Genomic DNA, 26,486 nt, shown 5'->3' on the forward strand with positions numbered 1-26,486 from the left:
AGGTTGCGATTCGGCACCACCCAAGCAGGCTTACTGAACCAGGTTCCCCAGGTTGACGTATTTGGTTTCCAGGAACTCATCCAGGCCAATCTGGCTGCCTTCCCGGCCCAGGCCCGATTCCTTCACGCCGCCAAAGGGCGCCACCTCGTTGGAAATAATGCCCTCGTTCACGCCCACCATGCCCGACTCCAGGGCTTCCGACACACGGAATACCCGGTTCAGATCCCGCGTATAAAAATAGGCGGCCAGGCCAAAGGGGGTGTCGTTGGCCCGTTGCACCGCATCCGCCTCGTCGGTAAAGCGGAAACAGGCGGCCACCGGACCAAAGGTTTCTTCCCGGGCCAGCAACATGTCCTCATTGGCATCGGCGATCACCGTGGGCTGGTAGAAGGTGCCGCCCAACGCATGGCGGGCACCGCCGCACACCAGCCGCCCCCCCTTTTTCAGCGCATCGGCCACGTGCTCTTCCACCTTGTCGAGCGCCGCTTGTGTGATCAGTGGCCCCTGCTGGGCGCCGTCCTCCCGGCCTTCCGCCACCTTCATGGCGTCGGCCGCCTCGGCCAGGCGGGCCACAAATCTGTCGTAAATCCCGTCCTGCACATAGAAGCGGTTTACACACACGCAGGTCTGGCCGGTGTTGCGAAACTTGGAGGCCATGGCACCGGCCACGGCGGCGTCGAGATCGGCATCGTCAAACACGATAAAGGGCGCATTGCCGCCCAGCTCCAGTGACAGCTTTTTCACCGTGCCGGCGGCCTGGGCCATCAGCTTTTTGCCGATGCCGGTAGAGCCGGTAAACGACAGTTTGCGCACCGCCGAGCTTTGCATCAGCGCCTCGCCAATGGGGCCGGAATCGCCCGACACCAGGTTAAGCACCCCCGCCGGCAGTCCGGCCCGTTCCGCCAGCACCGCCAGGGCGTTGGCGCACAACGGCGTGACGCTGGACGCCTTGACCACGGCGGTGCAGCCGGCGGCGATGGCCGGGCCCACCTTGCGGGTGATCATGGCCATGGGAAAGTTCCAGGGGGTGATGGCGGCCACCACCCCTACCGGCTGCTTGATCACCCACAGCCGGTTTTCCCGCTTGGGACTGGGAATGGTATCGCCGCCGGCACGCTTGGCTTCTTCCCCGAACCATTCCAGAAAGCTGGCGGCATAGGCCACCTCGCCCTTGGCCTCGGCCAGGGGCTTGCCCTGCTCCAGCACCATCAGTTCGGCCAGCTCGTCCTGGTGCGCCAGCATCAGATCATGCCAACGACGCAGCACAGCGGTGCGCTCCTTGGGCGTGCTGTGGCGCCATTGGTCAAAGGCAGCCGCCGCGGCGGCAATGGCCTGCTCGGTTTCGGCAGCGCCACAACGGGCCACCCGCGCCAGCAGTTCGCCGCTGGCCGGGTTCAGCACCTCATAGCGTTCCTGGGTGTCCTGCCACTGGCCGTTGCAATACCAGCCGGTTTGCCACAGTGCATTGCTGCTGTCCATGATGCTCTCCTTGTTGATTCAGTGATGTTGGCGCAATGGGGGCTTCAGCTCGAGTATAAGCACAAGCGGCGGCGCCACTCTGGGACCAGTGTTGGCTTTTGATACCGCCAGAATGAAAAAGGGCCGGAACAACGTCCGGCCCTGATGCTAGTTTAGGGGTCAGCTGCGCTCGGCCTGGGCCTCGGGAGACACCGAGCCTTCGGCGTCCGCGGCCTGTGACCGTTTGCCCTTCACCCAGTGGTCGGCATTCTTGATGCCCAGTTTGACCGGGTCAAAGGTGGGGTCCAGCCCCTGTGCCTTTTGCTCCTCGTAGTCTTTCAGGGCAATCAGCGCCGGCTTTTGCAGCAGCAGAATGGCAATGATGTTGAGCCAGGCCATCAGGCCCACGCCGATGTCACCCAGGCCCCAGGCCAGGCCGGCGGTCTTGACCGAGCCGTACACCACAGAAGCCATCAGCACCAGCTTGAGCGCAAACATCAGCCAGGGGCGGTGCACCTTGCGGTTGATATAGGCGATGTTGGTTTCGGCGATGTAGTAGTAGGCCAGAATGGTGGTAAAGGCGAAAAAGAACAGCGCCACCGCCACAAAAATGCCGCCAAAACCGGGCATCACCGACTCGACCGCCGCCTGGGTGTAGCCGGGGCCGGCTTCCACGCCGGGCAACTGCTCCACAATGGCGTCGCCGGCCTTGCCCATCACGTTGTAGGCACCGGTGATGATGATCATGAAGGCGGTAGCGGAGCACACGAACAGGGTGTCGATATAGACAGAGAAGCTCTGCACCAGGCCCTGCTTGGCGGGGTGAGAAACCTCGGCCGCGGCAGCGGCGTGGGGACCAGTACCCTGACCGGCTTCGTTGGAATAGATGCCGCGCTTCACACCCCACTCAATGGCCAGGCCCAGAATGGCGCCAAAACCGGCCTTCATGCCAAAGGCACTGCCCACAATCAGGCTGACTACCTCGGGCACCTGACCGATGTTGAGCACGATGATCACAAAGGCCACCAGAATGTAGCCCAGTGCCATAAAGGGCACCACCACCTGGGTGAAGTGAGCGATACGCTTGACGCCACCAAAGATGATCAGACCCAGCAGGATGACCACGGCCGCGGCAGAAACGGTGGTGGGAATGCCAAAGGCGTTCTCAATGCCGGAGGCGATGCTGTTGGCCTGCACGCCGGGCAGCAGCATGCCGCAGGCGAGCACGGTGGAGAGGGCAAAGACCCAGGCGTACCATTTGATGCCCAGCCCTTTCTCGATATAAAAGGCCGGACCGCCGCGATACAGGCCGTTGTCGTCTTTTTCCTTGTAGATTTGCGCCAGCGCCGACTCCACAAAGGCGGTGCCCGAGCCCAGGAAGGCCACGACCCACATCCAGAACACGGCGCCGGGGCCGCCAAAGGTGATGGCGGTGGCCACACCGGCGATATTACCGGTACCTACCCGGCCGGACAGTGACAGTGCCAGCGCCTGAAAGGAGCTGATGCCCGCCGACGAGCTGCCGCCCTGAAACATCAGCCGAACCATTTCCTTGATATGGCGCAGTTGCAGAAAGCGGGTGCGAAGGGAGAAATACAGACCCACGCCCAGACACAGATAGATCAGGGGCAGGCTCCAGATATAGCCGTTAATGGCATTAACCAGTTCGTTCATGGTTACATCCTTTGTTGAACGGGTGATGGCTACAGAAAAGCAGCACATCGTTCTGAATCATTCATTGCCGGCACGTCAATCCTGTTCGATGTGCGGCAAGTGCAGGAAAATTACTCCGCAACGAGGACGATAACAAGTGGTTAACACCATTTGCAGTATTTATTTAAACCAACAAACCCATTTAAATTAAAAATGAAAACAAGCGACCACTTTAGTCGCATCCGTTTAAAACCAATGTTTAACACCTTGTTTTTTAAGATCTAACCACAAAATCCACGTTCACACAGACTGCACTCAGGACTGCCGGCCGGCAAAAAACTGGCCCAACTGTCATGGTGCTGCCACCGGGCCAATATGTAAAAATGCTGTGATCGTCACACTTTTTTCTGGTGGAAAATTAGGCGGCAGGCAGCGCAATGCGGCAGCCGACACCGGATTCGCCCTCGATTATTCAGTCGGGAGCGGTCCGGTGCAGTGAAAAATGCGGAAAGGAAGGATCGGTTAACCGCCGGCGCTGGCCACCTGGGCACGCCAGCGCTCGGCCAGACTGTGTTGCTGGGCCACGCCAAACAGGGCATGGGGTTGCCGGCTGTACCAGGCCCAGCTCTGATTGCCGTAGTCGTAATGCCACCATTCACTGGGCAGATTGGTAAAGCCGGCCCGGGTCATGCAACTGTGCAGCAGCCGGCGATTTTCGATGATCTCGGCTTCCTCGGCACCGGGTCTGACCACCGCCTCAAAGGCGGCGGTATACGACCAGGGGCTGATATCGTCAAAGCCGGTGCCCATGTTGAGCAAGCGCCCGGTGCCATCGCACAGACATACGTCCACGGCGCCGCCGGTGAGGTGCGGGCTGGGCGCGGCGTCATCGGCGCTCGGGGGCGCTACAAAGTGCCGAGCCCGAGTCAACAGGCCCTGCTCGTCCTCGTCGGGATACTGCCGGCTGAGGGCATCCACCAAGGTTTCATACAGATACTGTTGCACCCGGAACGGGCGCCAGCCATCCAGCACCACCAGCTCGACCCCGGCGGGCAGCAGCATGGCCGCCTGCTGCAATCGCTCCAGCACCGGCCGGCGCACATAGCATTCGGTGAGCGCCCCCGGCACCCCCAAATGGAAATAAGCGGGATAAACACGCAGCGGCGACGGCACCAGGCCCAGGGGTACCAGGGGCTCCCCCTTATCGACAATGGGCAGGGCCTGCAGCCGGGCCCAGTCCGGCTCGGGCTGGCTTTGCAGTGGCTGGGAAAGAAAGTTCATGGCGGGTTCTCAAGCGCAAGCAGTGTCCCAGACTCGCCAATCGTGGTGGTTTTTGCAAGTGCGCCGGCGTGGTTTACGCCGGCGCGGTGGGGATCAGGCGGCGCCGCCCTGCTGACCGGCCTGAATGGCGGTGAGGGCAATTGTGTAGACGATGTCGTCCACCAGGGCGCCACGGGACAGATCGTTCACCGGTTTGCGCATGCCCTGCAGCATGGGGCCGATGGACACCAGCTGGGCCGAGCGCTGCACCGCCTTGTAGGTGGTGTTGCCGGTGTTCAGATCCGGAAAGATAAACACCGTGGCCTTGCCCGCTACCGGCGAGTTGGGCGCCTTGGACTTGGCCACATTTTCCATGATGGCGGCGTCATACTGCAGCGGACCGTCGATCACCAGATCCGGGCGTTTTTCCTGGGCCAGACGGGTCGCCTCGCGCACCTTCTCCACGTCGGCGCCGGTGCCGGAGGTGCCGGTGGAATAGGAGATCATTGCCACTCTGGGATCAATGCCAAAGGCCCGGGCCGACTCCGCCGACTGAATGGCGATCTCCGCCAGCTGCTCGGCGCTCGGATCCGGGTTGATGGCACAGTCGCCATACACCAGCACCTGATCCGGCAGCAGCATAAAGAACACTGACGACACCAGCGAGCAGCCCGGCGCGGTCTTGATGATCTGCAGCGGCGGCCGAATGGTGTTGGCGGTGGTGTTGACCGCGCCCGACACCAGACCGTCCACCTCGTCCCGCTCCAGCATCATGGTGCCCAGCACCACGTTGTCCTGCAACTGCTCCATGGCCACCACCTCGGTAATGCCCTTGGACTTGCGCAGCTCCACCAGCCGCTCCACGTAGTTGTCTCGCACCTCGGCCGGATCCACGATGTCGACCTTGTCATCCAGCACCACGCCCTGCTGGGCGGCGATGCGCAGGATTTCTTCGGGGTTGCCCAGCAGTACCGGCCGGGCAATGCCCCGCTCGGCGCAGATGGCAGCGGCCTTGATGGTACGCGGCTCATCCCCTTCCGGCAGCACAATGCGCTTGGCGGCGCGGCGGGCCAGCTCGGTGAGCTGATAGCGGAACGCCGGCGGGCTGAGCCGGCGACTGCGGGCGGACTTGGCCGACAGCGACTCGATCCAGTGCTTGTCGATATGGCCGGCCATGTAGTCCTGCACCGCCTCGATGCGGCCGGCGTCGTCCACCGGAATCTCCAGGTTGAAGTGCTGCAGGCTGACCGCCGTCTGCCAGGTATTGGTGTTGACCATCAGAATGGGCAGGCCGGTTTCGGTGGCACGCTGGCACAGGTCCATGATCTGGGGCTCGGGGTGATAGCTGCCGGTCAGCAGCAGGGCGCCGATCTTGACGCCGTTCATGGCCGCCAGGCACACCGACACGATCACGTCGGAGCGATCTCCCGAGGCCACCAGCAGGCTGCCGGGCTTGAAGTGCTGCACCATGTTGTGCAGCGCCCGGGCGCAGAAGGTGACGCTTTGCAGCCGGCGGGTGTGCAGTCCGCCCTCGTTGATGATGGTGGCATTGAGGTGACGGGCCAGATCCACCGCCCGGGGGGCCACCAGCTGGGTATTCCAGGGAATGCAGCCAAGAATGCGCAGCGGTGTCTTGCCGAACACCTGCAGCACTTCCAGGTTGGCGGTGACATGCTCGCCCTTGTAGCCGGGATTGAACATCTCGGTGAGATCGGGTCGCGCGTTGCCCTGCTCGTCCACCGGCGCGCCCACCTTATTAATGATGCAGCCCACAATGCGCTTGTTAAGCACGCCGCCGAAGTTGGCACAGGCCAGCTCCAGTCGCTCCTTCAGGTGCTGGCTGCTGTCGCTGCCGGGCTGGGCCACGAACACCATGTCGGCATCCAGTGCCTTGGCAATGTCGTAGTTGATGCGGTTGGCAAAGGGCTGCTTGTCGGTGGGGATCAGGCCCTCCACCACCACAACCTCGGCGCCGCTTTCGGAAACGTGCTTTTCAAAGCGTGCGACGATTTCCTCCAGCAGCACGTCCAGGTTGCCCGCCGAGATCATGCTCTCGGCATAGCTCAGGGCAAAGGGTTCCGGCGGTGTCAGGTTGGAGCCGTTGGCCATGACCGCGGTGGAGTGATCCTGCACCTTGCGCCGGGAGCGCGGCTGGGACACCGGCTTGAAGAAGCTGACGTTGACGCCGTTGCGCTCCATGGCACGCACCATGCCAAGGCTGACCGAGGTGGCGCCCACGCCGCTGCTGACCGGGATCAGCATGATGGTTCTGGTCATTGGTCTTCCCCCGCTGGTGACAGACGAGACAGCGCCAGCGCATCCTGGGCGATCACCCACTCCTCATTGGTGGGCAGTACCCACACCGGCAGGCTGCCGGCCTGACTGATGCAGCCGGCCTTGCCGAATCGGGCGGCCTGGTTGGCGGCGTCGTCCACCTTTGCACCCAGCAATGCGAGTTTGGACAGGGTCAGTTCGCGCACCAGAGAAGAGTTCTCGCCGATGCCGCCGGTGAACACGATGGCATCCAGCCGGCCGTCGAGGGCACAGGCATAACCGGCAATGTATTTGGACAGGCGGTAGGCAAAAATGTCCAGCGCGCGCCTGGCCTCGGGCAGTTGATCGTAATTGTCTTCGGCAAAACGGCAGTCGCTGCTTTGCTCGGTCAGGCCCAGCAGGCCCGATTCCTTGGTCAGCAGGGTATTGATACGATCCACGCTGTAGCCCAGGGCATCGTGCAGATGGAAGATCAGGGCCGGATCAATGTCACCGCTTCGAGTGCCCATCACCAGGCCTTCCAGCGGGGTCAGGCCCATGGAGGTGTCTACCGACTCGCCGTTTTTAACCGCGCATACCGAGGCGCCGTTGCCCAGGTGGCAGCTGATGATATTGAGCTCGTGCACCGGCTTGTTGAGCACGCGCGCCGCTTCCTGGGTGATGAAGTAGTGGCTGGTGCCGTGCATGCCATAACGGCGAATGCCGTGTTCCCGGTACAGGGAATGAGGAATGGCGTACAGATAGGCCTGCTCGGGCATGGTCTGATGAAAGGCGGTATCAAAGACCGCGATCTGGGGCAGTGCCGGAAAGGCACTGCGGGCCGAGGCAATGCCCACCAGGTGCGCCGGGTTATGCAGCGGCGCCAGGCTGGCGCAGGCCTCGATACCCGCGATCACCTCGTCGTCAATCAGTACCGAACGGGTAAAACGTTCGCCACCGTGCACCACTCGGTGGCCCACCGCCACCAGCCCTTGCAGCAGTTCCGGGTGAGGCTTGAGCAGGTGCTCCACAATGAAATCCAGGGCCTGCTGGTGGGCGGCTCCGGCCCCCAGTGCTGCATCGGCCTTGACACCATCAAGCTTCCATTTGATACGGGCGTCGGCAAGGTAAAAGCATTCGGCCAGGCCGGACAGCTTTTCGCTGCCGCTTTCGGCGTCCAGAATGGCGAACTTGAGGGAGGAGCTGCCGCAATTCAGCACCAGGACCAGATCGTTACTCATTGAAAATCCTTTCTTTCGGATTTGCGAAACCACTTGCCCGCCATAAAACGGGCAATAAATATCACTTTAACTCTATCCTTGAGAAAAGGCGCTTTACCAAAGGGTAGACTGGCCGGGGGTCATCCGTAACATGGCCGGTATGTTAACCGGCCAGTTGGATGGCGAATATTAACCTTTTGTCTGTGGTAAAATAACAGCCAGACACGGCGTTTTTTTTGATTTGAATCGCTAATCTGAAAATTAGCTACACCGCAGGAGACTGCCTGGAGGACATATGAGTCCCTTTACCCACACCCTGCATCGCGGCCAGCAATACCTGGCCATCTGGCCACAGGAGCGCCGTCTGGCGCCGCTGTTTCCCGAATGCCGCATTATGGTTGCCACCCGTTATGGGGTGCGCACCATGCCGGCGCTGATCACCCTGAGCCTGTTGCTGCAGTTTCAGTTTGGTGCCCCCCACTACTGGCCCAGCGTGGTGGCCTCGGTGCTGTTTTTGGCCAGCCTGCCGTTGCAGGGCTATTACTGGCTGGGCAAGCGAGCCGATACCCATTTGCCGCCGTCGCTGCGGGAATGGTACCTGCAAATTCACGACAAGCTGGCCGCCGCCGGCGGCCGGGTCAAGGCACCGGTGTCCCGCCCCCGTTATTTTGAACTGGGAGAGACCCTGAACTCGGCGTTCAAGCAGCTGGACAAGTCCTTTATCGAGGAGCCCTGAGGCCCGTGATCAGGCCGGCAGGGCCGGCTTCGCACGACGCTGTTCTCGCACGATAAAAGCTGTGTCCAATGCGGAAAACTGTTACCTTAGTCACTCATACTGATAACCAATCACCAACAACCGCAATCATCAGGAGAGTCTCAATGTCATCCGTTACTTTTCAGGGGAATTCCGTTGCCGTTTCCGGCCAGCTGCCGACCGTAGGCCAGGCTGCTCCCGACTTCACCCTGACCGGCGCCGATCTGAGCGACATCAAGCTGGGCGACTTCAAGGGCAAGAAGGTACTGCTGAACATCTTCCCCAGCGTGGATACCGGCGTGTGTGCCACCAGCGTGCGCACCTTTAACGAAAAGGCCGCCGGCCTGAACAACACCCAGGTGCTGTGTGTGTCCATGGACCTGCCCTTTGCCAGCAGCCGCTTCTGCGCCGCCGAAGGCCTGGAAAACGTGCAGGTGGCCTCTGCCTTCCGCCACACCGAGTTCCTGGCCGACTACGGCGTGGCCCTGAGCGACGGCGCCCTGCGCGGCCTGTCTGCCCGTGCCGTGGTATGCATTGACGAAAACGGCAAGGTAACCCATGTTGAGCGCGTGGCCGAACTGACCAACGAGCCCGACTACGAGGGAGCCCTGGCCGCGCTGAAGTGATCCTGCCGGATCCCTGCACGCTTTTGATTTTATCATTAAGATCAACCAACTATCCTGACAAGGCGGGGTAATCTACAGACTTACTCACAGATAATGTGGATAACCCTCGCCTGGCGCGGGGCCACTCAGGCCCCGCCACTTGAAGGAGCCAGCGATGAAGATACTGCTTACCGGAGGAACCGGCTTTATCGGCAGCCGCCTGATGAGTCACCTGCGTCCGCACCATCAGGTGTCGGTACTGAGCCGTTCACCCAATAAGGTGTATCAGCGCCTGGGGCACGACATTGACGCCCTGCCTTCCCTTGATGACCTGCCCGATCTCGATCAGTTTGACGCCGTTATCAACCTCGCCGGCGAACCCATTGCCGACAAACGCTGGAGCCCGTCCCAGAAAACGCGTATCTGCCACAGCCGCTGGCGCATCACCGAGCAACTGGTGGAAAAGATCAAGGCCGGCAGCAACCCGCCCGCCGTGGTGATCAGCGGCTCGGCGGTGGGCTTTTACGGTCGCCAGGGAGACACCCTGGTGGACGAAGACACCCACCCTCACCCTGAGTTCAGCCACGAGGTCTGCTCCCGCTGGGAGGAGCTGGCTCAGCAGGCCGAAACCGAACACACTCGCGTGTGCCGCATTCGCCTGGGAGTGGTGCTGGGCGCCGAAGGCGGCGCCCTGGTAAAGATGCTGCCCAGTTATCGCTTTGGCCTGGGAGGCCCTATCGGCTCGGGCAAGCAATACATGTCGTGGATCCACATTGAAGATGTGGTCAACCTGATCCTGTTCTTACTGGAGCACGAGGAATGCAACGGCGCCTATAACGCCACCGCCCCCGAGCCGGTCACCAATGCCCAGTTCAGCAAAACCCTGGCCGGTAACCTGGGCAAGCCCCATTTCGCCCGAGTGCCGGCCTGGACCATGAAGCTACTGTTCGGTGAAATGGCCGACCTGCTGCTGACCGGCCAGCGAGTGATGCCGGTGCGACTACAACAGGCGGGGTTTCACTTTCGCTACCCCACCCTCGACAAGGCCCTGAAAGAAACCCTGAGCGCCCCCCGGCTTTAAGGGCGACTGGCTCACGCGAACTGTCTTGTTCGCGTGGGCGCGCCACAGCCCGGATCGCGCACTATCCCCACTGCCGCAACCGGTTTATCAAGGCCCCGCTGAGCAGGCCGCCGGCGCGGCCGGTAAGCAACAACAGCACGGCGCCCAGGGCCGGCAACGCCAGCCACAACCCAGGGTGCGGCTGCCAGGGCAGATCCAGCCACCAGGGCAGCAACACCGCCACGCACAGCTCCACCGCCAGCGCTGCCGCCAGCCCGGCCACCAGCCCCGCGCCCAGCCATTCCCAGCGCAACGAGGCGCGGATCAGCCGGTTGCCCGCCCCCAGGGTGCGCAGCAGCACCAGCTCCCGCCGGCGACTGGCCAGGGTGGCTTCCACCTGGGCCAGCAGCACCAGCAGGCTGGCCCCAGTGACCAACGCCATGATCACCAGCAGCGCCCGGCTGACCTGGGCCAGTATGGTGCGCAACTGTTGCAGCAAGGCCTCGACGTCAAACACGGTAATGGTGGGAAAGGCACGGATCAGCTCCACCTCCACCGCCTTGAGGCGTTCGGGCAGGTAAAAGCTCGCCATCCAGGCAGCCGGGTAGTCGGCCAGCACGTCCGGGCTCAACACCAGGTAAAAATTGGGCTTCATGCTGTCCCAATCCACCTCACGAAGGCTACGCACCTCGGCAAAGACCCTTTGTCCGGCCAGGTCCAGGGTGAGGATGTCGCCCAGCACCAGCCCGAGCCGCTCCGCCAGCCCGCTTTCCACCGACACACCGCCGGCGGCGGCCGACCACTGGCCGTCCACAATGCGGTTGCCCTCGGGCACCTCTTCGCTCCAGGTGAGGTTGAGCTCACGGCCCAGGCCGCCACCCCGCTCGCTGCTGATCTCCGCCACCGGCACCGCATTCACCTGCGCCAGCCGCCCGCGCACGATGGGATAGAAGCGCGATGAGTCCAGCCCGTTGTCTCTCAGCAGCTGCGCCACCGGATCCAGCTCGGTGTCGGCAATATTGATCAGAAAACGGTTGTGGGTGTCGGCAGGCAACCGGGCCAGAAAGCCCTCGGTCAGCTCGCCCCGCACCACCCACAACAGGCTGGCCAGAAACAGGGCCAGTGCCACGCCACCAAACTGCAGCAAGGTCGCCAGCCTGGCCCGGTTCAGCCGGCCTAGCGCCAGTCGAAAGGCCACACTACCTCGAGGTAGCCGGGCCAGCGCCAGCAACACTCGGCACAACCCGCCCAGCACCAGTACCAGTGCCAGCAGTCCCAGCAGCAGGCCGCCGGCCAGCCCGAGGCTGCCGGCGAACAGCCAGCTCAGCACCACGACACCCGCCAGCAGTATGCCACCGCTAAGCCAGGGTGAAATGCGCGCCTCGGCCTCGTTGCGCAATACTCGCAGCGGAGGCACCCCCAACAGCCGCAGCAGGGGCACCACCGACAGCATCAGGGTCGTCAGCAGGGCCAGGCCACCGGCCACCAAAAAGGGCGTGAGCGAAGGCGGCGGCAGCGGTATCGCCATGGCCTCGCCCAGGGCCAGCAGGATCAGCTGATGCACGCCATAACCCGCTACCGCGCCAAGCAGGGCGCCAAGCAGCATCAAGCCCGTCAGCAGTCGTGCCAGCCAGGCCAGCAACTGCCGCCGCCCCGCCCCCAGGGTTTTAAGCAGGGCAATGCGATCCTGCTCTCGACGGGAGAAATACCCCAGCGCGATGGCCATGGCCAGAATGCCCAGCAACACGCCGGTGAGCGAAGCCAGCCGAAAGAACTGCTCGGCCCGCGTAATGGAGCGGGCCACCGGCGTGTCGGCGTTATTGGGGCCGCGCCAGCGCTGGCCCTGCTGCAACTGCGGCTGCAGCCAACGGGCGTAATCCGTCAGGGCCTTGTCGTCGCCCTTGAACAGGTAGCGGTAGCGGCTGCGGCTGCCTTCCATAAAAATGCCGGTGGCAGCCACGTCATCCAGGTGCATCAGGGCCCTGGGGGCCAGCAAGAAGGGAGAAAAGCCCTGATCCGGCTCGCTCACCAGCTCTCCTGCCACGATAAGACGCAGGTTACCCAGCTCCACCGTGGCCCCGGGAGCCAGGTTCAGCAGCGCCAGCAGCCGGGCCGACAACCAGATATGGCCCGGCTTTACCTGGCCTTGCGGCGCCAAGATCAGCTCACCGTAAAAGGGAAAGGCATCGTCCACGGCGCGAATGCTGGCCAGCTGCAACTGCTCGTTGGCAAACAGCACGCTGTTAAAGGATTGCCCCACCGACACCTGCAGCCCCCGCTCCTGGGCCTCGGCCAGCCATGGCGCTTCGGCAGGCCGGCTGCCACTCAGCACCCGATCGGCGGCGATATAGTCCCGTCCCGACACCTTGAGCGCGGCGTTCAGCCGGTCCGCCACCAGGGTCACACTGAGAATGCTGGCCACACACAACGCCAGCGCCAGCACAAACAGTCGCAGCGGGCCGCTGGCCACTTCCCGTCGAATCAGTCCCCAGCCCAGGCTAGCCATGCTGCTCCTCCAGATGACCGGCGGTCATCAGCAGGCGCCGCTCGCAGCGGCCGGCCAGGGAGTCATCATGGGTGACGATCACCAGGGTAGTGCCGTGCTGACGGTTAAGTTCAAACAGCAAATCGATGATATGGCCGCCGGTCTGGTGATCCAGATTGCCGGTGGGCTCGTCCGCCAAGAGAATGTCGGGCCCGGTCATAAAGGCGCGGGCGATGGCCACTCGCTGCTGCTCGCCCCCGGACAGTTGGGCGGGAAAGTGGCTCATGCGCGCCCCCAGCCCCACTCGTTCCAGCAGCGCCCTGGCACGCTCCCGGTTGCCATTGCCCTCTTTCAGCTCGGCGGGCAGCATGACATTTTCCAGGGCGGTCAGGGTAGGCAGCAACAGAAAGGACTGAAACACAAAACCGATGTGCTCCGCCCGCAACACAGCGCGCTGCTCTTCGTTCAGGCTGGCGAGGGATTTGCCGGCGATATGGATCTCGCCCTCGCTGGCGGAGTCCAGCCCCGCCAGCAGCCCCAGCAGGGTCGACTTGCCCGAGCCCGAGGCGCCCACCAGCGCCAGGCTCTGGCCGGCCTTGACTTCGAGGTTGACACCCTGAAGGATGGTGAGGTGCTCGTCGCCCAGGCTGACCCGGTGCGCGAGATCCACCACGCGAATAATGGAAGAGGTTGTCATGCTGCGAATCCTTGTGCTGTTGATCTGGTTATTGTCTCCCGCCCTGTGGGCGAACACCCTGCTGGTGCTGGGTGACAGCCTGAGCGCCGGTTATCGCATGCGTGCCGAGCAGGCCTGGCCCCATCTGTTGGCCGAGCAATGGCAGCAGGAAGGCCGGCAAATCACCGTGGTCAACGCCAGCGTCAGCGGCGACACCACTCAAGGGGGACTGCAACGGCTGCCCCCCTTGCTGCAACGACACCGGCCCAGCCTGGTGCTGCTGGAACTGGGCGGCAACGATGGCCTGCGCGGCCTGCCGCCCCGGCTGATAGAGCGCAACCTCGAGCGCTTGATAGCCCTGGCCAATGAAGCCGGCGCCCGGGTCATTCTCACCGATATTCAGCTGCCTCCCAACTATGGCCAACGCTACCTGCAGCAGTTCGAAGGGGTATTCAGCCGGCTGGCGGATCAGCACGATGTGCCGCTGCTGCCGTTTTTTGTGGCGCCGCTAATCGGCCAGAGTGGCATGATGATGGACGATGGCATTCACCCCACCGCCGCCGCCCAGCCGCTGATCGCACAACAGGTCAGTGCGTTTCTCACCCCCTATCTCACGCCCTAACCAATGGAAAAGGCCAGGGTCTTGCTGATTTCACTCAGGCTCAGGCCGCTTTGCTCACGCCAGGTGTTAAAGGCGGCCTGGGCCTGGCTCATGCCTTTTTTGCTGCCCAGGGCCGCATCTACCACGCCGTGATGCTGCAAATAGCCACCGACATCGCCGGTAAAGAGAAAGGTATCCACGCCCAGCCGGCGCAGGGCATAAGGGGCGATATTGCCCCCGAGCAGGCGACCGTGCCGGCGAATTTGCTGCCACAGGCCCACCATGTCGGTGGTCGGCCAGTTCGCCACAAAGGCGCCAAAGCCGCCGTGCTCCCTGCCCAGGGTCAGCACCATTTGTGCATTGACCGGCACCGCAGCAATCTTCTTCGCATGGCGCACTATGCTGGGATCATGATTGAGCCGCTCCAGGTGATGCTCGTCCAGCAATAGCATTTTATGGGGATCAAAGCCAAAAAAGGCCCGTTCAAAGTCCGGCCACTTGTCGCGAATGACCCGCCACACAAAACCGGACTGAAACAGGCTCATGGTAAAGGAAGACAGCCAGCGGTCGTCGGGAATGGCGGCCAGCTCGGCGGGACCCAGAACCGGGGTGGCAATCAGCCGGCGCAGCGCGGCCTCGCCGCCATGACGGGCACAGGCCCGGGCAAAGATATGATCGAAGTGCTCCATGAAAACAGTCTCGTTCGAGTTTGCTTCATTGTGCGCACCGAAAGTGAAAAAAACCAGTGACGGTTTAAAACGAAAAAAGCCGTAGTCAGTCGACTGCGGCTTTTTAAATTTGGTGGAGCTACGCGGGATCGAACCGCGGACCTCTTGCATGCCATGCAAGCGCTCTCCCAGCTGAGCTATAGCCCCGAATTGGGTCAGATTGTTTTGGTGGAGCTACGCGGGATCGAACCGCGGACCTCTTGCATGCCATGCAAGCGCTCTCCCAGCTGAGCTATAGCCCCAAAACAATACTGTTTTACTGGTGTTAGTTTCTGCCGCCTGGTGGAGCTACGCGGGATCGAACCGCGGACCTCTTGCATGCCATGCAAGCGCTCTCCCAGCTGAGCTATAACCCCATTTGGCAGAAACTGCTCTTGACTTAAGTGGTGGAGCTACGCGGGATCGAACCGCGGACCTCTTGCATGCCATGCAAGCGCTCTCCCAGCTGAGCTATAACCCCGCTCAAGTCGTTGCAGGAAGCTTGTCCCTGCGAGCGATGCGCATAATAGGCACAGGGCCGTTCAGAGTCAACCGCCAAATAAAAAAAACCGTTCAAGCAATCATTTTTTAAACAATGAGGTGATAATGCGAACACTTGGCGGTGAAACACTAAGGTGACTGGATAGAAAAACGGCGTTGCCTTGGCAACGCCGTTTATTCATTTCAGCAGGGCTGATCAGCCCTGGGCGCGCTCGGCAATAAAGGCAAGGGCCATGTCGATGCGGGCCAGCACCTTGTCCTTGCCCAGCAGGGCCATCACGCCGTCAATGGCCGGCGACTGGCCAATGCCGGTCACCGCCACCCGCAGCGGCATGCCTACCTTGCCCATGCCGAGTTCCAGTTCGGCGGCCACGGCGTTCACCACTTCGTGAATGGCGGCGGGCTGCCAGTCGGCCAGCTCCGCCAGCCGAGTACGGGCCAGGGCCAGCGGCTCGGCCGCCACCGGGCGCAGGTGCTTCTTGGCGGCGCCGGCCTCGAACTCGCTGAAGTCTTCATAGAGGTAACGGCTCTGGGCCGCCAGTTCCTTCAGGGTGTTGCAACGCTCGGCATACAGGCCGATCACCTCGGCCAGGGCCGGGCCTCGGGAAAAGTCGATGCCCTGGTCATGCATGTGCCATTCCAGGTGGCCGGCCACTTCCTCGGCGGGCAGGGTCTTGATGTAGTGCTGGTTCAGCCACAGCAGCTTGTCGGTGTTAAAGGCGGACGCCGACTTGCTGATGGCATCCAGGGAGAACAGGGAGATCATCTCGTCCAGGCTGAAGATCTCCTGATCACCGTGGGACCAGCCCAGCCGCACCAGATAGTTAAGCAGGGCCTGGGGCAGGTAGCCGTCGTCCCGGTACTGCATTACGCTGACCGCGCCGTGGCGTTTGGACAGTTTGGCGCCGTCGTCACCGAGGATCATCGACACATGGGCAAACTCCGGCACCGGGGCGCCCAGGGCCTGGTAAATGTTGATCTGGCGCGGGGTATTGTTGATGTGGTCTTCACCGCGTACCACATGGGTGATTTCCATGTCCCAATCGTCCACCACCACGCAGAAGTTGTAGGTGGGGGCGCCGTCGGTGCGGCGAATGATCAGGTCGTCCAGCTGATCGTTGGCAAACTCGATGCGGCCACGCACGTGATCATCAAACACCACACTGCCCTCGGTGGGGTTCTTGAAACGGATCACATGGGGGGCATCGTCGGCGTGATCCCGGCTGCCATGGCGGCAGGTGCCGTCGTAACGGGGCTTTTCGCCGGCAGCCATTTGCTGCTCACGCAGGCCTTCCAGCCGCTCCTTTGAGCAGTAACACTTGTAGGCCTTGCCTTCTTCCAGCAACTGGTCGATCAGCTGGTTATAGCGGTCGAAGCGCTTGGTCTGGTAATAAGGACCCTCATCCCAGCTCAGCCCCAGCCAGTTCATGCCTTCCAGAATGGCGTCGATGGCCTCCTGGGTGGAACGCTCGAGATCCGTGTCTTCAATGCGCAGCACGAATTCGCCCTGCTGGTGACGGGCATAGAGCCAGGAGTACAGCGCCGTGCGGGCACCGCCTACATGGAGAAAGCCGGTAGGACTGGGGGCGAACCGAGTTTTAACTGTCATTCTTTCTGCCTTGATTGAGTGAAGGGGCCAAATAGGCCTCGTGGAAGTGAATCGGTGGCTATTTTAGCACCCGGGGCGCACGGGCGAAACGCCTTGTCGCGCGCCCAGCTTCGGCCGCAAAAAGGCAGGCTCACCCGCTTGTGGAGTTGGTGGGCGCTGGATACACTTGTGGCCGCGACGGAGGGGATTATGACCAGAAGAAAAAGTGCAGCCAGAGGCCATCAACGAGTGTCGGCCGGCACTCGTATCAATCAGCTTACCCTTCCAGCCCGCCGAGGGCTGGGCCAGTTGCTGGCTGCCCTGGGGCAGTTCCCCCGCCGGCACCGACTGGCACTGCTGGTGCTGGTTCCGGCCTGGTTGCTGCTGCTGGGCTGGCAACCGGCGCCCCCCGCTCCCTCCGGCCCGGTGACCGGCAGCCTGACGGTGCCCCTGAGCGACGCCGACAAGCGGGTGATTGACGTGCCCACCGGGGGCAAGCGCATCGACCATACTTTGGCCTCCGGTGAAACCCTGTCTTCGCTGTTCCGGGACTGGCAGCTGCCAGGCCAGGAGCTGATTGCCCTGGTGCGCGCCGAGCCTTCCTATAAGCCTCTGAGCCGGCTGCAGGCCGGCCAGCAGCTCACCCTGGTGCTGGCCGCCGATGGCCGCCTGCAATACCTGGAAATCCGTGACAACGGCCTGGTGCTGAATGCCTTTCGTCGCCTCGGTCAGGAGTTCAGCGCGGTCAGCGTGCCCTGAACCGACGATATCAGTTGCACATGAGAATCTTCCCTGAGGTAAAGGGTGTGCAGGGAGGGCGTTATGTGCACGGCGCGGCGCCATCCTGATTCTGCGATGCCTGTGGTAAACTGTGACCTTCATCAAGTTTTAGTTACACCCGCAGGGAGCCACTCGAATGAACTTCAAGGCCTTTCACGCCTCACTCAATCAGCCCAAACCACCTGCCGGCCTGTCCGATGCCCTCACCGCCCTCTGGCTCGACGCCAACGGCCAGTGGGAGGAAGCCCACGAGTGCATTCGTGACAACGGCGACCAGCCTTCGGCCTGGGTGCACGCCTATCTGCATCATGTGGAAGGCGTGCTGTGGAACGCCGACTATTGGTACGGCCGCGCCGGCAAGAAACGCCCGGTCTGCTCCACCAAAGAGGAATGGCAGCAAATTGCCCAGGCCCTGCTGGACTGAAGGCCCTAGCCCACCGCAGCAACAGACAAAAGCCCCGGGCGCAGGCCCGGGGCTTTTGTGGTCGAAGGGGTGGCATTGAGTTGCGGCAGCCTCAGGGCAGCTCAAATATCAGCGCGCGCACCGGCCGAAGGGCGGTAAAGTCCAGACGGGATTCGTTACTGATGGCGGCGCCATCACCGGGAGCCAACCGCTCGCCATTGACGGACAACTCTCCTTCTACCAGTTGCACCCAGGCCCGGCGCCCGGAAGTCAGCGCCAGGCTACTCTCTTGCCCCTGTTCCAGCCATAACTGATACAGACGGGCGTCTTGCTTGATCACCAGCGAGCCTTCGGCACCGTCCGGACTGACCACCAGGGTGAGGCCGGGCTCATTGCCAAAGTCCTTCTGCTGATAGCCTGGCTCACCACCGCTCACCTCGGGCTCTATCCAAATCTGCAGAAACTTCAGCGGTTGAGTCGTTGAAGGGTTGAATTCGCTGTGCAGAATGCCTCGGCCGGCAGACATCAGCTGAAACTCACCCGTGGTCAGCACCTTTTCGTTACCTGAGCTGTCCCTGTGGGCAATGCTGCCTTCCAACACATAACTGATGATCTCCATGTCTCTGTGGCCGTGAGTCTCGAAGCCGGCTCCCGGTGCAACCGAGTCGTCATTGATCACTCGCAGCCGGGAAAAACCCATGTGTGCGGGATCGTAATAATGACCAAATGAAAATGTATGCCGGCTGTTCAGCCAGCCAAAGCTGGCCCGGCCGCGTTCATGAGCGTTTCTGATAGTGATCATGGAATCTCCTAAAATCAGGCCTTTTAACCCGGAGCCAACCGGTTCAGGGTACAAGGAAGCCGTTAGCGCCACCCGACAACAGGGCCATTAATTCATAAAATTTGAACCAACAGAACCACGATTGACGCGCTGAATGATGGCTAAATGTAAACTTGGATCCAGTTTATTCAGGACTTAAAAGGAGTGATAGCGGAATGACTTGGCAACAACCTTGAATATTTTTGAACAACCATGACTCAGAAGTCGAGGGATAAAGGGTCTTCTCCCTCATTGCTTGGCTGTTGTTGGCGTATGGGACGTTAGTTAACTCGGTTAAGGCACGCCGCCCCTTGCAAATTCGAGGCTCACTTATATCAATAAGCCACTCTGTACTTGAAAGAGACTGAAATGTGAAAGATATAAGCCACCCTACTCTAACTTACACTAAAAACCAGACTCTCAGCTTACAAACACTCGTCCTATCTAGGTCGTTTATTTGAAAGAGGGGGCTTGCTGATTCCGGCAATCATTTGACATGAAAAAATGTGATCTACATTCACTCACCCACTTGCTCCGGCTCGAATTGAGCAGCTAACATATCAACATTATCGTAACAAAGTCAGGCGCGTCATTTGAACTATACTTAATCGTCACACTCCCTCTATTACCACATAGCATGAACATAAAATGACTTACATTACAATTATTACATGGATAACATTGTGCGCTTGGCAGGATGCCAGAGAGAAAAAAATATCAAACCAGCTGATTCTTTATGGATTGGGAGTGGCTTTGATATGGATGTTCTACTTTGGCACCACGCTGACAGGACAGCCGGTTAGTGAAGGCATTACGGCCGCCCTGCTTTCTCTTTCCCTGACCCTTCCCGGATATCTAATGGGGAAAATGGGTTCGGGTGATGTGAAAATGATGATGACATTATCTCTCGCTTGTGGTTCAACAAAAATATTATGGCTATTTTTCATCGCTACAGTCGTGATGATAATCTGGTTATATTCCGCACCCAAGGTATGGAACAGATTTCCAGAAAATATGAAACAGCACCTTCCGATGTTATCTCCGGAACATGTAAATGCACCACCTTATGCGCCTTTCATATTGACTGGCGCACTCTTTTCCTTTCCTTTGGCGAACTAAGCGCATGTTAAAAAAATGGTTTCAGTCAAAAGAAGACACCATCCCAAAAACCCTAAACAAAAGAAATACACCGTACCCAGGCCTAATGGCAAGGTTAAGCGAAGAAGGCGCCATTTTGCAACTGGATGGTTCACTAACTTCCAGGATACCTCATGAATATAGACATTTAAATGACCTGTTACCTTCGCAAGGGCTTGATATGCATCCTCACGAATGGGAGGGTGAAACATTTCAAACTTGCATAAGGGATCATGACAACCGTCCTATTTACTTGATAGGTAGCATTCATAAGGAGTGCGACATATGGAAACTGAGCCTGCTGGATATCACGGAACAGCAGGAAGAAAAGTTAATTAGAGAAAAAAAAGAGAAGTTAATAAACATTGTCATCAAATGTTCTCGCGAGATATCTGCAAGCTCGCGCCTTTCTTTAATGGAAAGTATAGCCAATGCCATTTCCAGTATGGTACAAGCATTTCACTGCACTCAGGTATCATTGCTCGTTCAAAAAGATAATGGTTTTTGGCATCATTTAATCCCCCCCTCAAAAAACGAAAAGTTAAATACTCACTCTCATTTGTATGATATCAGCACACAGATAAACAATTTAAACGACGACATCATTATTCTCTCCGACTTTATTTCAGCAAGTAAAGGCATCACATTTATCATTCCTTACTATCAGGGGAACAGGAAATCTGTATGCTTGCAAGTCACAGAATACTCCTCATCTCCAGACATAGCGAAGGAGTGGAAAAACATTGCTCAAATACTGCTTTCTGCAGTAGCCACTCGACTCAGTGAAACCAAGTTATACAGCGAAAAGAGTCGCCTTTTTCACATAGCAGCTCAACAGGGAACCTACTGGTGGGAGTATAACCACGGGACGGCACATTTTCGACTATCCGCGGAAATGGAAAAAATTCTTGAACTCCCCGCTCGCTATGACAAAAACGACTTCTTTTCCAAGGTCTTTCATGCTGAACGAGAAGAATTCAAAGACCGTTTCAATGAGACGATCAACCGAAGAGTGAGCTTTAGACAAAAAATCAGACTACAGACTGCAGGGAATAAAATTTTATGGTATGACTTTTGTTTTGATAATGAAAGCTCACTTTGTCTGGAGCCTGGCTTTATTGGGGGCAGCCTGAGCAATGTGAATACACACTTCCTGCATGAACAGAATGCGAGTAAGGCACATGAAAGGATAACCTCACTTGTCGCCAACGCGCCAGCCGTCATCTATATACAGGAATATAATGATGGTTCACTTAACAATATTTTCCTAAGTGATAGCATAAGTAACGTTCTAGGCTTGAGCGCTGAAAAGATAAAGGAGGACACATTACTTAACTACATCCACCCAGAAGATAAGGAAACATTCCATACAAGAACGAAAACACTGCTTAAAAAGGGCATTGCTAGCTCACAATACCGCTTACTAAGGGCTGATGGTAGTTACCGCTGGGTATTGGACGAAGCAAAGCTATTACGAGATTCATGGGGAAAACCTCAGGAAGTTATTGGTTTATACATTGATGTAACAGATGCTGTTATTGCGAATGAAGAACTGAACATCAGTAAAGAGCGGTACCGGATACTCATTGAGGACTCACCAGCCATTATTTGCAGATACAGTTACGAACTTGATTTAACGTTTGCCAACAAACAGCTTCTTTCTTACTTGAAGATTGAAAATCTGAAAGGTAACAGCATTAACTTAAAACCTTTCCTGTCTGAAGATCAAATTTCAAACTTTAACAAAAGATTGAAATCACTCACTCCATCAAAGCCGATAGTTAATGCAGAAATATGCTTCCAATTCCCTAACCAAGAGCCATTATGGGTTGTTTGGGCAGAGCGAGGGATTTTTGACAACTCCGGAATACTCCAAGAGGTTCAGGCCGTTGGCCGTGACAACACAGAAGTGCACAATGCCCGTTTAGAAATGTATCAAAGCGCAAAAATGGCAATCGTAGGAGAAATGGCCACCACCATGGCGCATGAAATAAACCAGCCACTATGTGTGATGAAAATGTCACTCAAAAACTTATCGAGAAAACTCAACAGCTCCGACTGCGACAATGAATACATAATTAAAAAACTTAATCGAATTGAAGAGCAAATAACCAGGAGCACAAAAATTGTCGACCAGCTTAAACTTTTTGGCCGTCGCTCTGCACTGGAAGATACATTCTTCGAACCTCAAAACGCTATCGCTGGCGCACTTTCATTAACTAGACCAACTTTATCCAAATGCAACATAGTTCTAAGCGTGTCTACATCACCAGCTCCCCTAATAAAAGGACATCAGGATCAACTTGAACAGGTATTGATCAATCTTATTATCAATGCAAAAGATGCATTATTGGAAGCGTACGCCAACTCCCATGAACTTAAACCACAGATCAAACTGGATCTTTCCCATCATGATAACACGCTACTCATTACAGTAGAGGACAATGGAGGAGGAATCCCAGATTATTATCTAGAGAAAATATTTGAGTCATTTTTCACAACAAAACCTCATGGTAAAGGCAACGGGTTAGGTCTGGCTATCAGCCGCAGAATCATCAAACGAATGAATGGTGAGTTAACAGCTGAAAACACTGCAAACGGCGCTCGATTCACTATTTACCTTCCTTGTTAGAAGATAAACAGGTTATCGCTTTTACTTAATGACGAGCTTGAGTCATATGGAGTTGTAGCAAACTCGGTTACTAGTATATTATCACACAGTTACAATACAAACTTGTCCAGGTGGCGAGATGAAAGCAGATTCACTAAAAAAAATACTCATCGTGGATGATGAACCTATCATCACAGAGGAGTTGAGCGAGTACTTTGCCGATCATGGCTACCAGTGCTTGTGCTGCCATGAGCATGATACCGCTATCTCCATGTATCGGAAGCATAAAGATATCAGCATTGTCCTTAGCGATTTTCATATGCCCGGAAAGGATGGCTTGGTGCTGCTGAAGTCTTTGCTAGAAATGTCCAGACACTCCGCTCGGCCATTAAAAACCATTCTTTTCACCGGCCAGTCCGAAAAGGAGGATATCATTAATGCCCTACGCTGCGGCATTTCAGATTATCATGCCAAGCCTTTGGATATGGAGGAGCTATTAACCAGTGTGGAAAAGCTGAATTCCGAATTAAGCCAGGAGAGTGGTTCTCAGCAAATTGAACAAATAACTGCAAAACTGAATCATCTCTCCAAGTGCATGGATGAGCTCCGTGAAGACATATCTCAATTAAATAATAATGACAATCCAATTCCGGATAAAAATCAAGCTCATGAAAATGAGCAGGCAAGTGAACTACTGGAAAAGCTCTCACCGAGACAGCAAGCCGTCGCTCGCCTGATTGGAAAAGGAATGACCAACTATCAAATTGCCGTCGCACTGGGGCTAAGCGAAAACACAATCAAACTTTATGTTTCTCAAATTTTGCGCCTGACAAACATGAAAAACCGCACTCAAATCGCACTCACACTGGCGAACCAATAACGGTTCAATTTCCTATCTTGCCTTCGCTCCCTTGCTCATAACGCTCAGGAATCGAATGCTTGTAACTATCCAACCAACGTTGACTCGCCAGTTCCTGCTCGGTCGGTGTCGAAGCTTGCACATTGGTGGAGGCAGCATTTCCTTCCCGTTGCAATTGCAACCATCGTTCGGTCTGGCTAACTAGGCGCTGCTCCATGATACCCTGCCGGTCCTTATTCAACGGATTGGCAGCCAGAACAGAGGGCAGTGCCAAAAGTGCCACCGCCGTGTAATAACGGAACAATACCATTACCATCTCCTTATGCTGTTAAGCCGCAGGGAATCAGGCCCCCGGCTACCTGATTGAAATAGGAACAATAGGTTGGGCAACCGTATCCACACGTTGAACCCCCTGCACCCGTCTCACGGTCGTAACACCTTCCTTTGCGATGTTCGAATCATTACGTGCGGTGTAGTCCGAGCGGTAAATAGCACCTGACGTTGGTACGCCCTTCGCTGGCGGCGGCTGTTGTTTTATGGAAGCCACATCGACCTTCCGTTTACTGACAGGATCGATACCGGCCTCCACAACCGAACTCTGATCCTGCTGGCGCATAGCTTTCGCCTTGGCCAGTGCACTTTGGTATTGCTTACTACTCAGCTGGTAGCGGGAAGTCAACCTGGCCGCACCATTGAAGTTATCCTGATACAATGTCAGCGCCAACAGATTAAGTAAGGCTCGTTGGTTCGATTCATTCAATTCGGCAGCCGTTAGCAACTCAAAGCGAGCTTCGTCCAAATGACGCAGGTTCATATAGATAACTCCCAGATCATTTCTCATCGCTTCATTGGTAGGTTCAAATATAATCGCTTGCCTCATATATTGCAGCGCGGCCTGATTGTCCCCTTGCTGCACAGCCATCTGTGCCAAGCCATGGTAGCCTTCAGCAACCAGACAAGTTTCAAGCAAGTCCCTATAAAGGGTTTCAGCCTCGGGACGTTTCAGCAAACGCAACACTTGAGCCTTGCCCGCTCGGGCAGCCGGCAACTCGGGAGGCAACCGCTCCAGATTGGCCAGCGCAGCATGCAGTTTGCCTGCAGATACCATTTCCCTCGAATAACTCACTGCCAGCTCATGCTCACGTGACAAGGATTCACACGCAGGAGCAGTGGGCCTTTCCATTCCGATAAGGTAGGGAGAGTCATCGTTATCATTACTATGTGCATTCTGTGCCGGTAGCGAAGCACAGCCACTCATCAAGCAGGCCGTAGCTATCAGCACTAAGGTTTGCTTCATCCCATTTCTCCAAAGGCTCTTACAATGGCCATAAAACCAGGCCCTGCCAACACTATCATCAGCGCAGGAAACAAAAAGGAAATCATCACAATCGACATTTTTGCCGACATTTTGGACACTTTTTCCTGCAGCGCGGTCACTCTTCTTTCCGTCAGCAACTCTTTCATTGCCAATAACGATGCCATGGCTCCACTACCCTGCCGGGATAATTGCTCCAACACCACAAAGCAGTCGCTCACCTCATCCACCGCTATCAGGTTGGCACTCCGCTGTAATTCCTCCTGAAGCGACATGCCGGCATCAACCCTGTTGAGCATTTGCTCCAGCTCCCAAGAGAGTTCAGGCAATATCCTTCGCCCTTCAATGGAAAGTATTCTCAAGGCCTGCTCAACTGTCATCCCCACCTCAAACAGGATCCTCAGCAACGGCAACGCCATTTCTATCTCTTCAGCGAGCCGGCCCTGTCTGCGCTTCGCACTGTTTGCCAACCACCTCTTGGGTGCGAGATAGCCAATGGCTGCCAAAGACAGCATGGTTAACCAGGAACTTCCCGGCGCGGCACTCAATAATGACGCCAACTGACTCACCAGCATCAAGACTATCGGCAGTCCAAGCTGAATGGCGACATAAAGGGCTTTTTGTTTACTTTTACGCCACCCGAGCTGATTGAGTAACCTGATCGTTTCACTGTCCAGACGAAGGCTGCGCTTGCTTAGGCGGCTGCGACCGAATTCATGAAGCAGCTTTTCCCTGTCGAGCGTACCGCTCACCCCCAACTTCCTCTTGATGGCCCGACGCTGCCGCCTCTCATCCAGGAACAGCATAAATAGCAATATGGCAAGGCACAGCTGGAGCAGGGAGCTGATGAGAAAGGCATTCATATCAGATGCTCCTCAACATTCGCCAGAGTAGCAGGGAGCCCAACAGCTGAAACATAAACGAAATCAGCAGAATAAATTTGCCCGATGGATCCTGCCATAGCTCCATAAAAAAGTCGGGGCTGGAAATAAAAACATAAGCAGCCAGCGAAACCGGCAATATACCCAGGACCAGGGCACTAACACGGGTTTCCCCTGTCATGGCCTTGAGATGCCGGCCAGCCTTGTCTCTCTCGTGAATGATTCCAATCAGATTACCCAGCATTTCTAACGCATTACCGCCATACTTTTGGTTGACCCTGACCGCCATCGCCAACAAATGCAATTCCTTGATATTGTAAATCGCTGCCATATCCCCCATGGCCTCTTCCAGACTGACTCCCCTCTCGATAAACCGCTGACTTCTACCCAATGCGGCCTTTAATGGATTCGGCGCGGCAGATATGGCCAGTTCAAATGCATCGGGTAAGGTGCGGCCAGCCTTCAAACTACGCACAATATGATCAAGAAAGGCGGGTAACTGCATAACCATTTTGCGAATGCGTCTGCGCAAACGCACGCCAAGGAAAACACGCACTACAAGCAGCAATGCCCCCCCCACCATCAACGCCCCAAGCCCACCGGCCAGCGCATAAACACCTAAAAGGCAGCCAGCAAACGTTACTGAAGGCCAGAGCAGGCCGACAGAGCCCGTATCGAACCCGCTTTTGATCATTATTTTTTCAATTCTGCCCGGTGTCCGCCGAACATTAACCTGCCGGCCCAATCGCCCCGCAACCGATTCAGACCTGAGCTTGCGCGTGCCTTTCACGACCAGCCACCAGGATAATAGAAACAACATCAGTGCAAGCAGTCCGAACAGTATGGGTGCATTCATGAT

The 26,486-nt window shown here is 57.4% G+C and carries 23 protein-coding genes and 4 tRNA genes; 9 read left to right on the forward strand and 18 right to left on the reverse strand.

The genetic code is table 11. The annotated features are described in order from the left end of the window. Positions 1 to 30: 30 nt before the first annotated feature. From B6S08_RS15645 to B6S08_RS15665, 5 genes are all read right to left on the reverse strand, one after another. Positions 31 to 1,479 (reverse strand): NAD-dependent succinate-semialdehyde dehydrogenase, encoded by a 1,449-nt coding sequence (locus B6S08_RS15645; protein WP_094201746.1) that lies wholly within the window; start codon positions 1,477 to 1,479, stop codon positions 31 to 33. A 159-nt stretch (positions 1,480 to 1,638) separates the two neighbouring features. After that, positions 1,639 to 3,132 carry an alanine/glycine:cation symporter family protein gene (locus B6S08_RS15650; RefSeq protein WP_094201747.1) on the reverse strand — a complete coding sequence of 498 codons (1,494 nt, stop codon included), beginning with the start codon at positions 3,130 to 3,132 and terminating at the stop codon, positions 1,639 to 1,641. A 501-nt stretch (positions 3,133 to 3,633) separates the two neighbouring features. After that, positions 3,634 to 4,392 (reverse strand): M15 family metallopeptidase, encoded by a 759-nt coding sequence (locus B6S08_RS15655; protein ID WP_094201748.1) that lies wholly within the window; start codon positions 4,390 to 4,392, stop codon positions 3,634 to 3,636. A gap of 93 nt (positions 4,393 to 4,485) precedes the next feature. After that, on the reverse strand, positions 4,486 to 6,648 hold the full coding sequence (pta, locus tag B6S08_RS15660) for a phosphate acetyltransferase (protein ID WP_094201749.1): 2,163 nt from the start codon (positions 6,646 to 6,648) through the stop codon (positions 4,486 to 4,488). Beyond that, positions 6,645 to 7,865, reverse strand: coding sequence for an acetate kinase (locus B6S08_RS15665; RefSeq protein WP_094201750.1), 1,221 nt, complete (start codon positions 7,863 to 7,865; stop codon positions 6,645 to 6,647). The genes pta and B6S08_RS15665 overlap by 4 nt, the downstream gene beginning before the upstream one ends. A gap of 274 nt (positions 7,866 to 8,139) precedes the next feature. Here B6S08_RS15665 and yfbV point away from each other — a divergent pair, with 274 nt between their 5' ends. The 3 genes from yfbV to B6S08_RS15680 all read left to right on the forward strand — a co-directional run bounded on the left by yfbV (position 8,140) and on the right by B6S08_RS15680 (position 10,284). Continuing rightward, positions 8,140 to 8,580 (forward strand): terminus macrodomain insulation protein YfbV, encoded by a 441-nt coding sequence (gene yfbV, locus B6S08_RS15670; RefSeq protein WP_094201751.1) that lies wholly within the window; start codon positions 8,140 to 8,142, stop codon positions 8,578 to 8,580. Positions 8,581 to 8,723: 143 nt separating this feature from the next. Then, positions 8,724 to 9,224, forward strand: a complete 501-nt coding sequence (tpx, locus tag B6S08_RS15675; protein ID WP_094201752.1) for a thiol peroxidase — start codon at positions 8,724 to 8,726, stop codon at positions 9,222 to 9,224. 154 nt (positions 9,225 to 9,378) lie between these two features. Continuing rightward, the gene (locus B6S08_RS15680; RefSeq protein ID WP_094201753.1) at positions 9,379 to 10,284 is read left to right on the forward strand and encodes a TIGR01777 family oxidoreductase; all 906 of its coding nucleotides are present in this window, start codon (positions 9,379 to 9,381) and stop codon (positions 10,282 to 10,284) included. 61 nt (positions 10,285 to 10,345) lie between these two features. Here B6S08_RS15680 and B6S08_RS15685 read toward each other — a convergent pair whose 3' ends face one another. Both B6S08_RS15685 and B6S08_RS15690 read right to left on the reverse strand, forming a co-directional pair. Further along, positions 10,346 to 12,769 carry an ABC transporter permease gene (locus tag B6S08_RS15685; protein WP_094201754.1) on the reverse strand — a complete coding sequence of 808 codons (2,424 nt, stop codon included), beginning with the start codon at positions 12,767 to 12,769 and terminating at the stop codon, positions 10,346 to 10,348. Beyond that, positions 12,762 to 13,445, reverse strand: coding sequence for an ABC transporter ATP-binding protein (locus tag B6S08_RS15690; RefSeq protein WP_094201755.1), 684 nt, complete (start codon positions 13,443 to 13,445; stop codon positions 12,762 to 12,764). Before B6S08_RS15690 ends, B6S08_RS15685 begins: the two co-directional genes overlap by 8 nt. Here B6S08_RS15690 and B6S08_RS15695 point away from each other — a divergent pair. Next, complete coding sequence (locus B6S08_RS15695; RefSeq protein ID WP_094201756.1) at positions 13,444 to 14,046, forward strand: arylesterase; 603 nt, start codon at positions 13,444 to 13,446, stop codon at positions 14,044 to 14,046. The two genes, B6S08_RS15690 and B6S08_RS15695, sit on opposite strands and share 2 nt — an antisense overlap. Here B6S08_RS15695 and B6S08_RS15700 read toward each other — a convergent pair. The 6 genes from B6S08_RS15700 to gltX all read right to left on the reverse strand — a co-directional run bounded on the left by B6S08_RS15700 (position 14,043) and on the right by gltX (position 16,842). After that, positions 14,043 to 14,714: a DNA-3-methyladenine glycosylase I gene (locus B6S08_RS15700; protein WP_169716418.1), complete on the reverse strand. Its 672-nt coding sequence runs from the start codon at positions 14,712 to 14,714 to the stop codon at positions 14,043 to 14,045. The two genes, B6S08_RS15695 and B6S08_RS15700, sit on opposite strands and share 4 nt — an antisense overlap. Positions 14,715 to 14,824: 110 nt before the next feature. Beyond that, positions 14,825 to 14,900: transfer RNA gene (locus B6S08_RS15705), tRNA-Ala, on the reverse strand. Between the two features lie 19 nt (positions 14,901 to 14,919). Next, positions 14,920 to 14,995, reverse strand: a tRNA-Ala gene (locus tag B6S08_RS15710). 38 nt (positions 14,996 to 15,033) lie between these two features. Continuing rightward, positions 15,034 to 15,109 (reverse strand) — tRNA-Ala (locus B6S08_RS15715). A gap of 28 nt (positions 15,110 to 15,137) precedes the next feature. Further along, a tRNA-Ala gene (locus B6S08_RS15720) sits at positions 15,138 to 15,213 on the reverse strand. Between the two features lie 216 nt (positions 15,214 to 15,429). Beyond that, on the reverse strand, positions 15,430 to 16,842 hold the full coding sequence (gene gltX / locus B6S08_RS15725; RefSeq protein WP_094201758.1) for a glutamate--tRNA ligase: 1,413 nt from the start codon (positions 16,840 to 16,842) through the stop codon (positions 15,430 to 15,432). A gap of 189 nt (positions 16,843 to 17,031) precedes the next feature. Here gltX and B6S08_RS15730 point away from each other — a divergent pair, with 189 nt between their 5' ends. Beyond that, on the forward strand, positions 17,032 to 17,580 hold the full coding sequence (locus tag B6S08_RS15730; protein WP_094201759.1) for a LysM-like peptidoglycan-binding domain-containing protein: 549 nt from the start codon (positions 17,032 to 17,034) through the stop codon (positions 17,578 to 17,580). A gap of 157 nt (positions 17,581 to 17,737) precedes the next feature. Then, positions 17,738 to 18,025: a hypothetical protein gene (locus B6S08_RS15735; protein ID WP_094201760.1), complete on the forward strand. Its 288-nt coding sequence runs from the start codon at positions 17,738 to 17,740 to the stop codon at positions 18,023 to 18,025. A 91-nt stretch (positions 18,026 to 18,116) separates the two neighbouring features. Here the strand turns inward: B6S08_RS15735 and B6S08_RS15740 are convergent, their stop codons facing one another. Then, positions 18,117 to 18,806: a pirin family protein gene (locus B6S08_RS15740; protein ID WP_094201761.1), complete on the reverse strand. Its 690-nt coding sequence runs from the start codon at positions 18,804 to 18,806 to the stop codon at positions 18,117 to 18,119. A 666-nt stretch (positions 18,807 to 19,472) separates the two neighbouring features. Here B6S08_RS15740 and B6S08_RS15745 point away from each other — a divergent pair. The 3 genes from B6S08_RS15745 to B6S08_RS15755 all read left to right on the forward strand — a co-directional run bounded on the left by B6S08_RS15745 (position 19,473) and on the right by B6S08_RS15755 (position 23,452). Continuing rightward, entirely contained in the window at positions 19,473 to 19,943 is a 471-nt protein-coding gene (locus B6S08_RS15745; protein WP_094201762.1) for a prepilin peptidase, read from the forward strand. 4 nt (positions 19,944 to 19,947) lie between these two features. After that, positions 19,948 to 22,593: a PAS domain-containing sensor histidine kinase gene (locus B6S08_RS15750; protein ID WP_094201763.1), complete on the forward strand. Its 2,646-nt coding sequence runs from the start codon at positions 19,948 to 19,950 to the stop codon at positions 22,591 to 22,593. A 118-nt stretch (positions 22,594 to 22,711) separates the two neighbouring features. Then, positions 22,712 to 23,452: a response regulator transcription factor gene (locus B6S08_RS15755; protein ID WP_094201764.1), complete on the forward strand. Its 741-nt coding sequence runs from the start codon at positions 22,712 to 22,714 to the stop codon at positions 23,450 to 23,452. Positions 23,453 to 23,456: 4 nt separating this feature from the next. Here B6S08_RS15755 and B6S08_RS15760 read toward each other — a convergent pair whose 3' ends face one another. Genes B6S08_RS15760 through B6S08_RS15775 form a run of 4 tightly spaced genes read right to left on the reverse strand, consistent with a single transcriptional unit; the run spans position 23,457 to position 26,483 of the window. Then, the gene (locus B6S08_RS15760; protein WP_206063778.1) at positions 23,457 to 23,741 is read right to left on the reverse strand and encodes a DUF3613 domain-containing protein; all 285 of its coding nucleotides are present in this window, start codon (positions 23,739 to 23,741) and stop codon (positions 23,457 to 23,459) included. Between the two features lie 45 nt (positions 23,742 to 23,786). Then, positions 23,787 to 24,728 carry a tetratricopeptide repeat protein gene (locus B6S08_RS15765; protein ID WP_094201765.1) on the reverse strand — a complete coding sequence of 314 codons (942 nt, stop codon included), beginning with the start codon at positions 24,726 to 24,728 and terminating at the stop codon, positions 23,787 to 23,789. Beyond that, complete coding sequence (locus B6S08_RS15770) at positions 24,725 to 25,609, reverse strand: type II secretion system F family protein (protein ID WP_094201766.1); 885 nt, start codon at positions 25,607 to 25,609, stop codon at positions 24,725 to 24,727. Before B6S08_RS15770 ends, B6S08_RS15765 begins: the two co-directional genes overlap by 4 nt. Position 25,610: 1 nt before the next feature. After that, positions 25,611 to 26,483, reverse strand: coding sequence for a type II secretion system F family protein (locus tag B6S08_RS15775; protein ID WP_169716419.1), 873 nt, complete (start codon positions 26,481 to 26,483; stop codon positions 25,611 to 25,613). Positions 26,484 to 26,486 lie beyond the last annotated feature (3 nt).

The sequence above is a fragment of the Oceanimonas doudoroffii genome (assembly GCF_002242685.1).
Lineage (GTDB): Bacteria > Pseudomonadota > Gammaproteobacteria > Enterobacterales > Aeromonadaceae > Oceanimonas > Oceanimonas doudoroffii.

Coding starts and splice junctions, on each gene's coding strand:
- B6S08_RS15645 (WP_094201746.1), bottom strand. CDS start 1,479: ATGGACAGCAGCAATGCACTGTGGCAAACCGGCTGGTATTGCAACGGC.
- B6S08_RS15650 (WP_094201747.1), bottom strand. CDS start 3,132: ATGAACGAACTGGTTAATGCCATTAACGGCTATATCTGGAGCCTGCCC.
- B6S08_RS15655 (WP_094201748.1), bottom strand. CDS start 4,392: ATGAACTTTCTTTCCCAGCCACTGCAAAGCCAGCCCGAGCCGGACTGG.
- pta (WP_094201749.1), bottom strand. CDS start 6,648: ATGACCAGAACCATCATGCTGATCCCGGTCAGCAGCGGCGTGGGCGCC.
- B6S08_RS15665 (WP_094201750.1), bottom strand. CDS start 7,865: ATGAGTAACGATCTGGTCCTGGTGCTGAATTGCGGCAGCTCCTCCCTC.
- yfbV (WP_094201751.1), top strand. CDS start 8,140: ATGAGTCCCTTTACCCACACCCTGCATCGCGGCCAGCAATACCTGGCC.
- tpx (WP_094201752.1), top strand. CDS start 8,724: ATGTCATCCGTTACTTTTCAGGGGAATTCCGTTGCCGTTTCCGGCCAG.
- B6S08_RS15680 (WP_094201753.1), top strand. CDS start 9,379: ATGAAGATACTGCTTACCGGAGGAACCGGCTTTATCGGCAGCCGCCTG.
- B6S08_RS15685 (WP_094201754.1), bottom strand. CDS start 12,769: ATGGCTAGCCTGGGCTGGGGACTGATTCGACGGGAAGTGGCCAGCGGC.
- B6S08_RS15695 (WP_094201756.1), top strand. CDS start 13,444: ATGCTGCGAATCCTTGTGCTGTTGATCTGGTTATTGTCTCCCGCCCTG.
- B6S08_RS15690 (WP_094201755.1), bottom strand. CDS start 13,445: ATGACAACCTCTTCCATTATTCGCGTGGTGGATCTCGCGCACCGGGTC.
- B6S08_RS15700 (WP_169716418.1), bottom strand. CDS start 14,714: ATGGAGCACTTCGATCATATCTTTGCCCGGGCCTGTGCCCGTCATGGC.
- gltX (WP_094201758.1), bottom strand. CDS start 16,842: ATGACAGTTAAAACTCGGTTCGCCCCCAGTCCTACCGGCTTTCTCCAT.
- B6S08_RS15730 (WP_094201759.1), top strand. CDS start 17,032: ATGACCAGAAGAAAAAGTGCAGCCAGAGGCCATCAACGAGTGTCGGCC.
- B6S08_RS15735 (WP_094201760.1), top strand. CDS start 17,738: ATGAACTTCAAGGCCTTTCACGCCTCACTCAATCAGCCCAAACCACCT.
- B6S08_RS15740 (WP_094201761.1), bottom strand. CDS start 18,806: ATGATCACTATCAGAAACGCTCATGAACGCGGCCGGGCCAGCTTTGGC.
- B6S08_RS15745 (WP_094201762.1), top strand. CDS start 19,473: ATGACTTACATTACAATTATTACATGGATAACATTGTGCGCTTGGCAG.
- B6S08_RS15750 (WP_094201763.1), top strand. CDS start 19,948: ATGTTAAAAAAATGGTTTCAGTCAAAAGAAGACACCATCCCAAAAACC.
- B6S08_RS15755 (WP_094201764.1), top strand. CDS start 22,712: ATGAAAGCAGATTCACTAAAAAAAATACTCATCGTGGATGATGAACCT.
- B6S08_RS15760 (WP_206063778.1), bottom strand. CDS start 23,741: ATGGTATTGTTCCGTTATTACACGGCGGTGGCACTTTTGGCACTGCCC.
- B6S08_RS15765 (WP_094201765.1), bottom strand. CDS start 24,728: ATGAAGCAAACCTTAGTGCTGATAGCTACGGCCTGCTTGATGAGTGGC.
- B6S08_RS15770 (WP_094201766.1), bottom strand. CDS start 25,609: ATGAATGCCTTTCTCATCAGCTCCCTGCTCCAGCTGTGCCTTGCCATA.
- B6S08_RS15775 (WP_169716419.1), bottom strand. CDS start 26,483: ATGAATGCACCCATACTGTTCGGACTGCTTGCACTGATGTTGTTTCTA.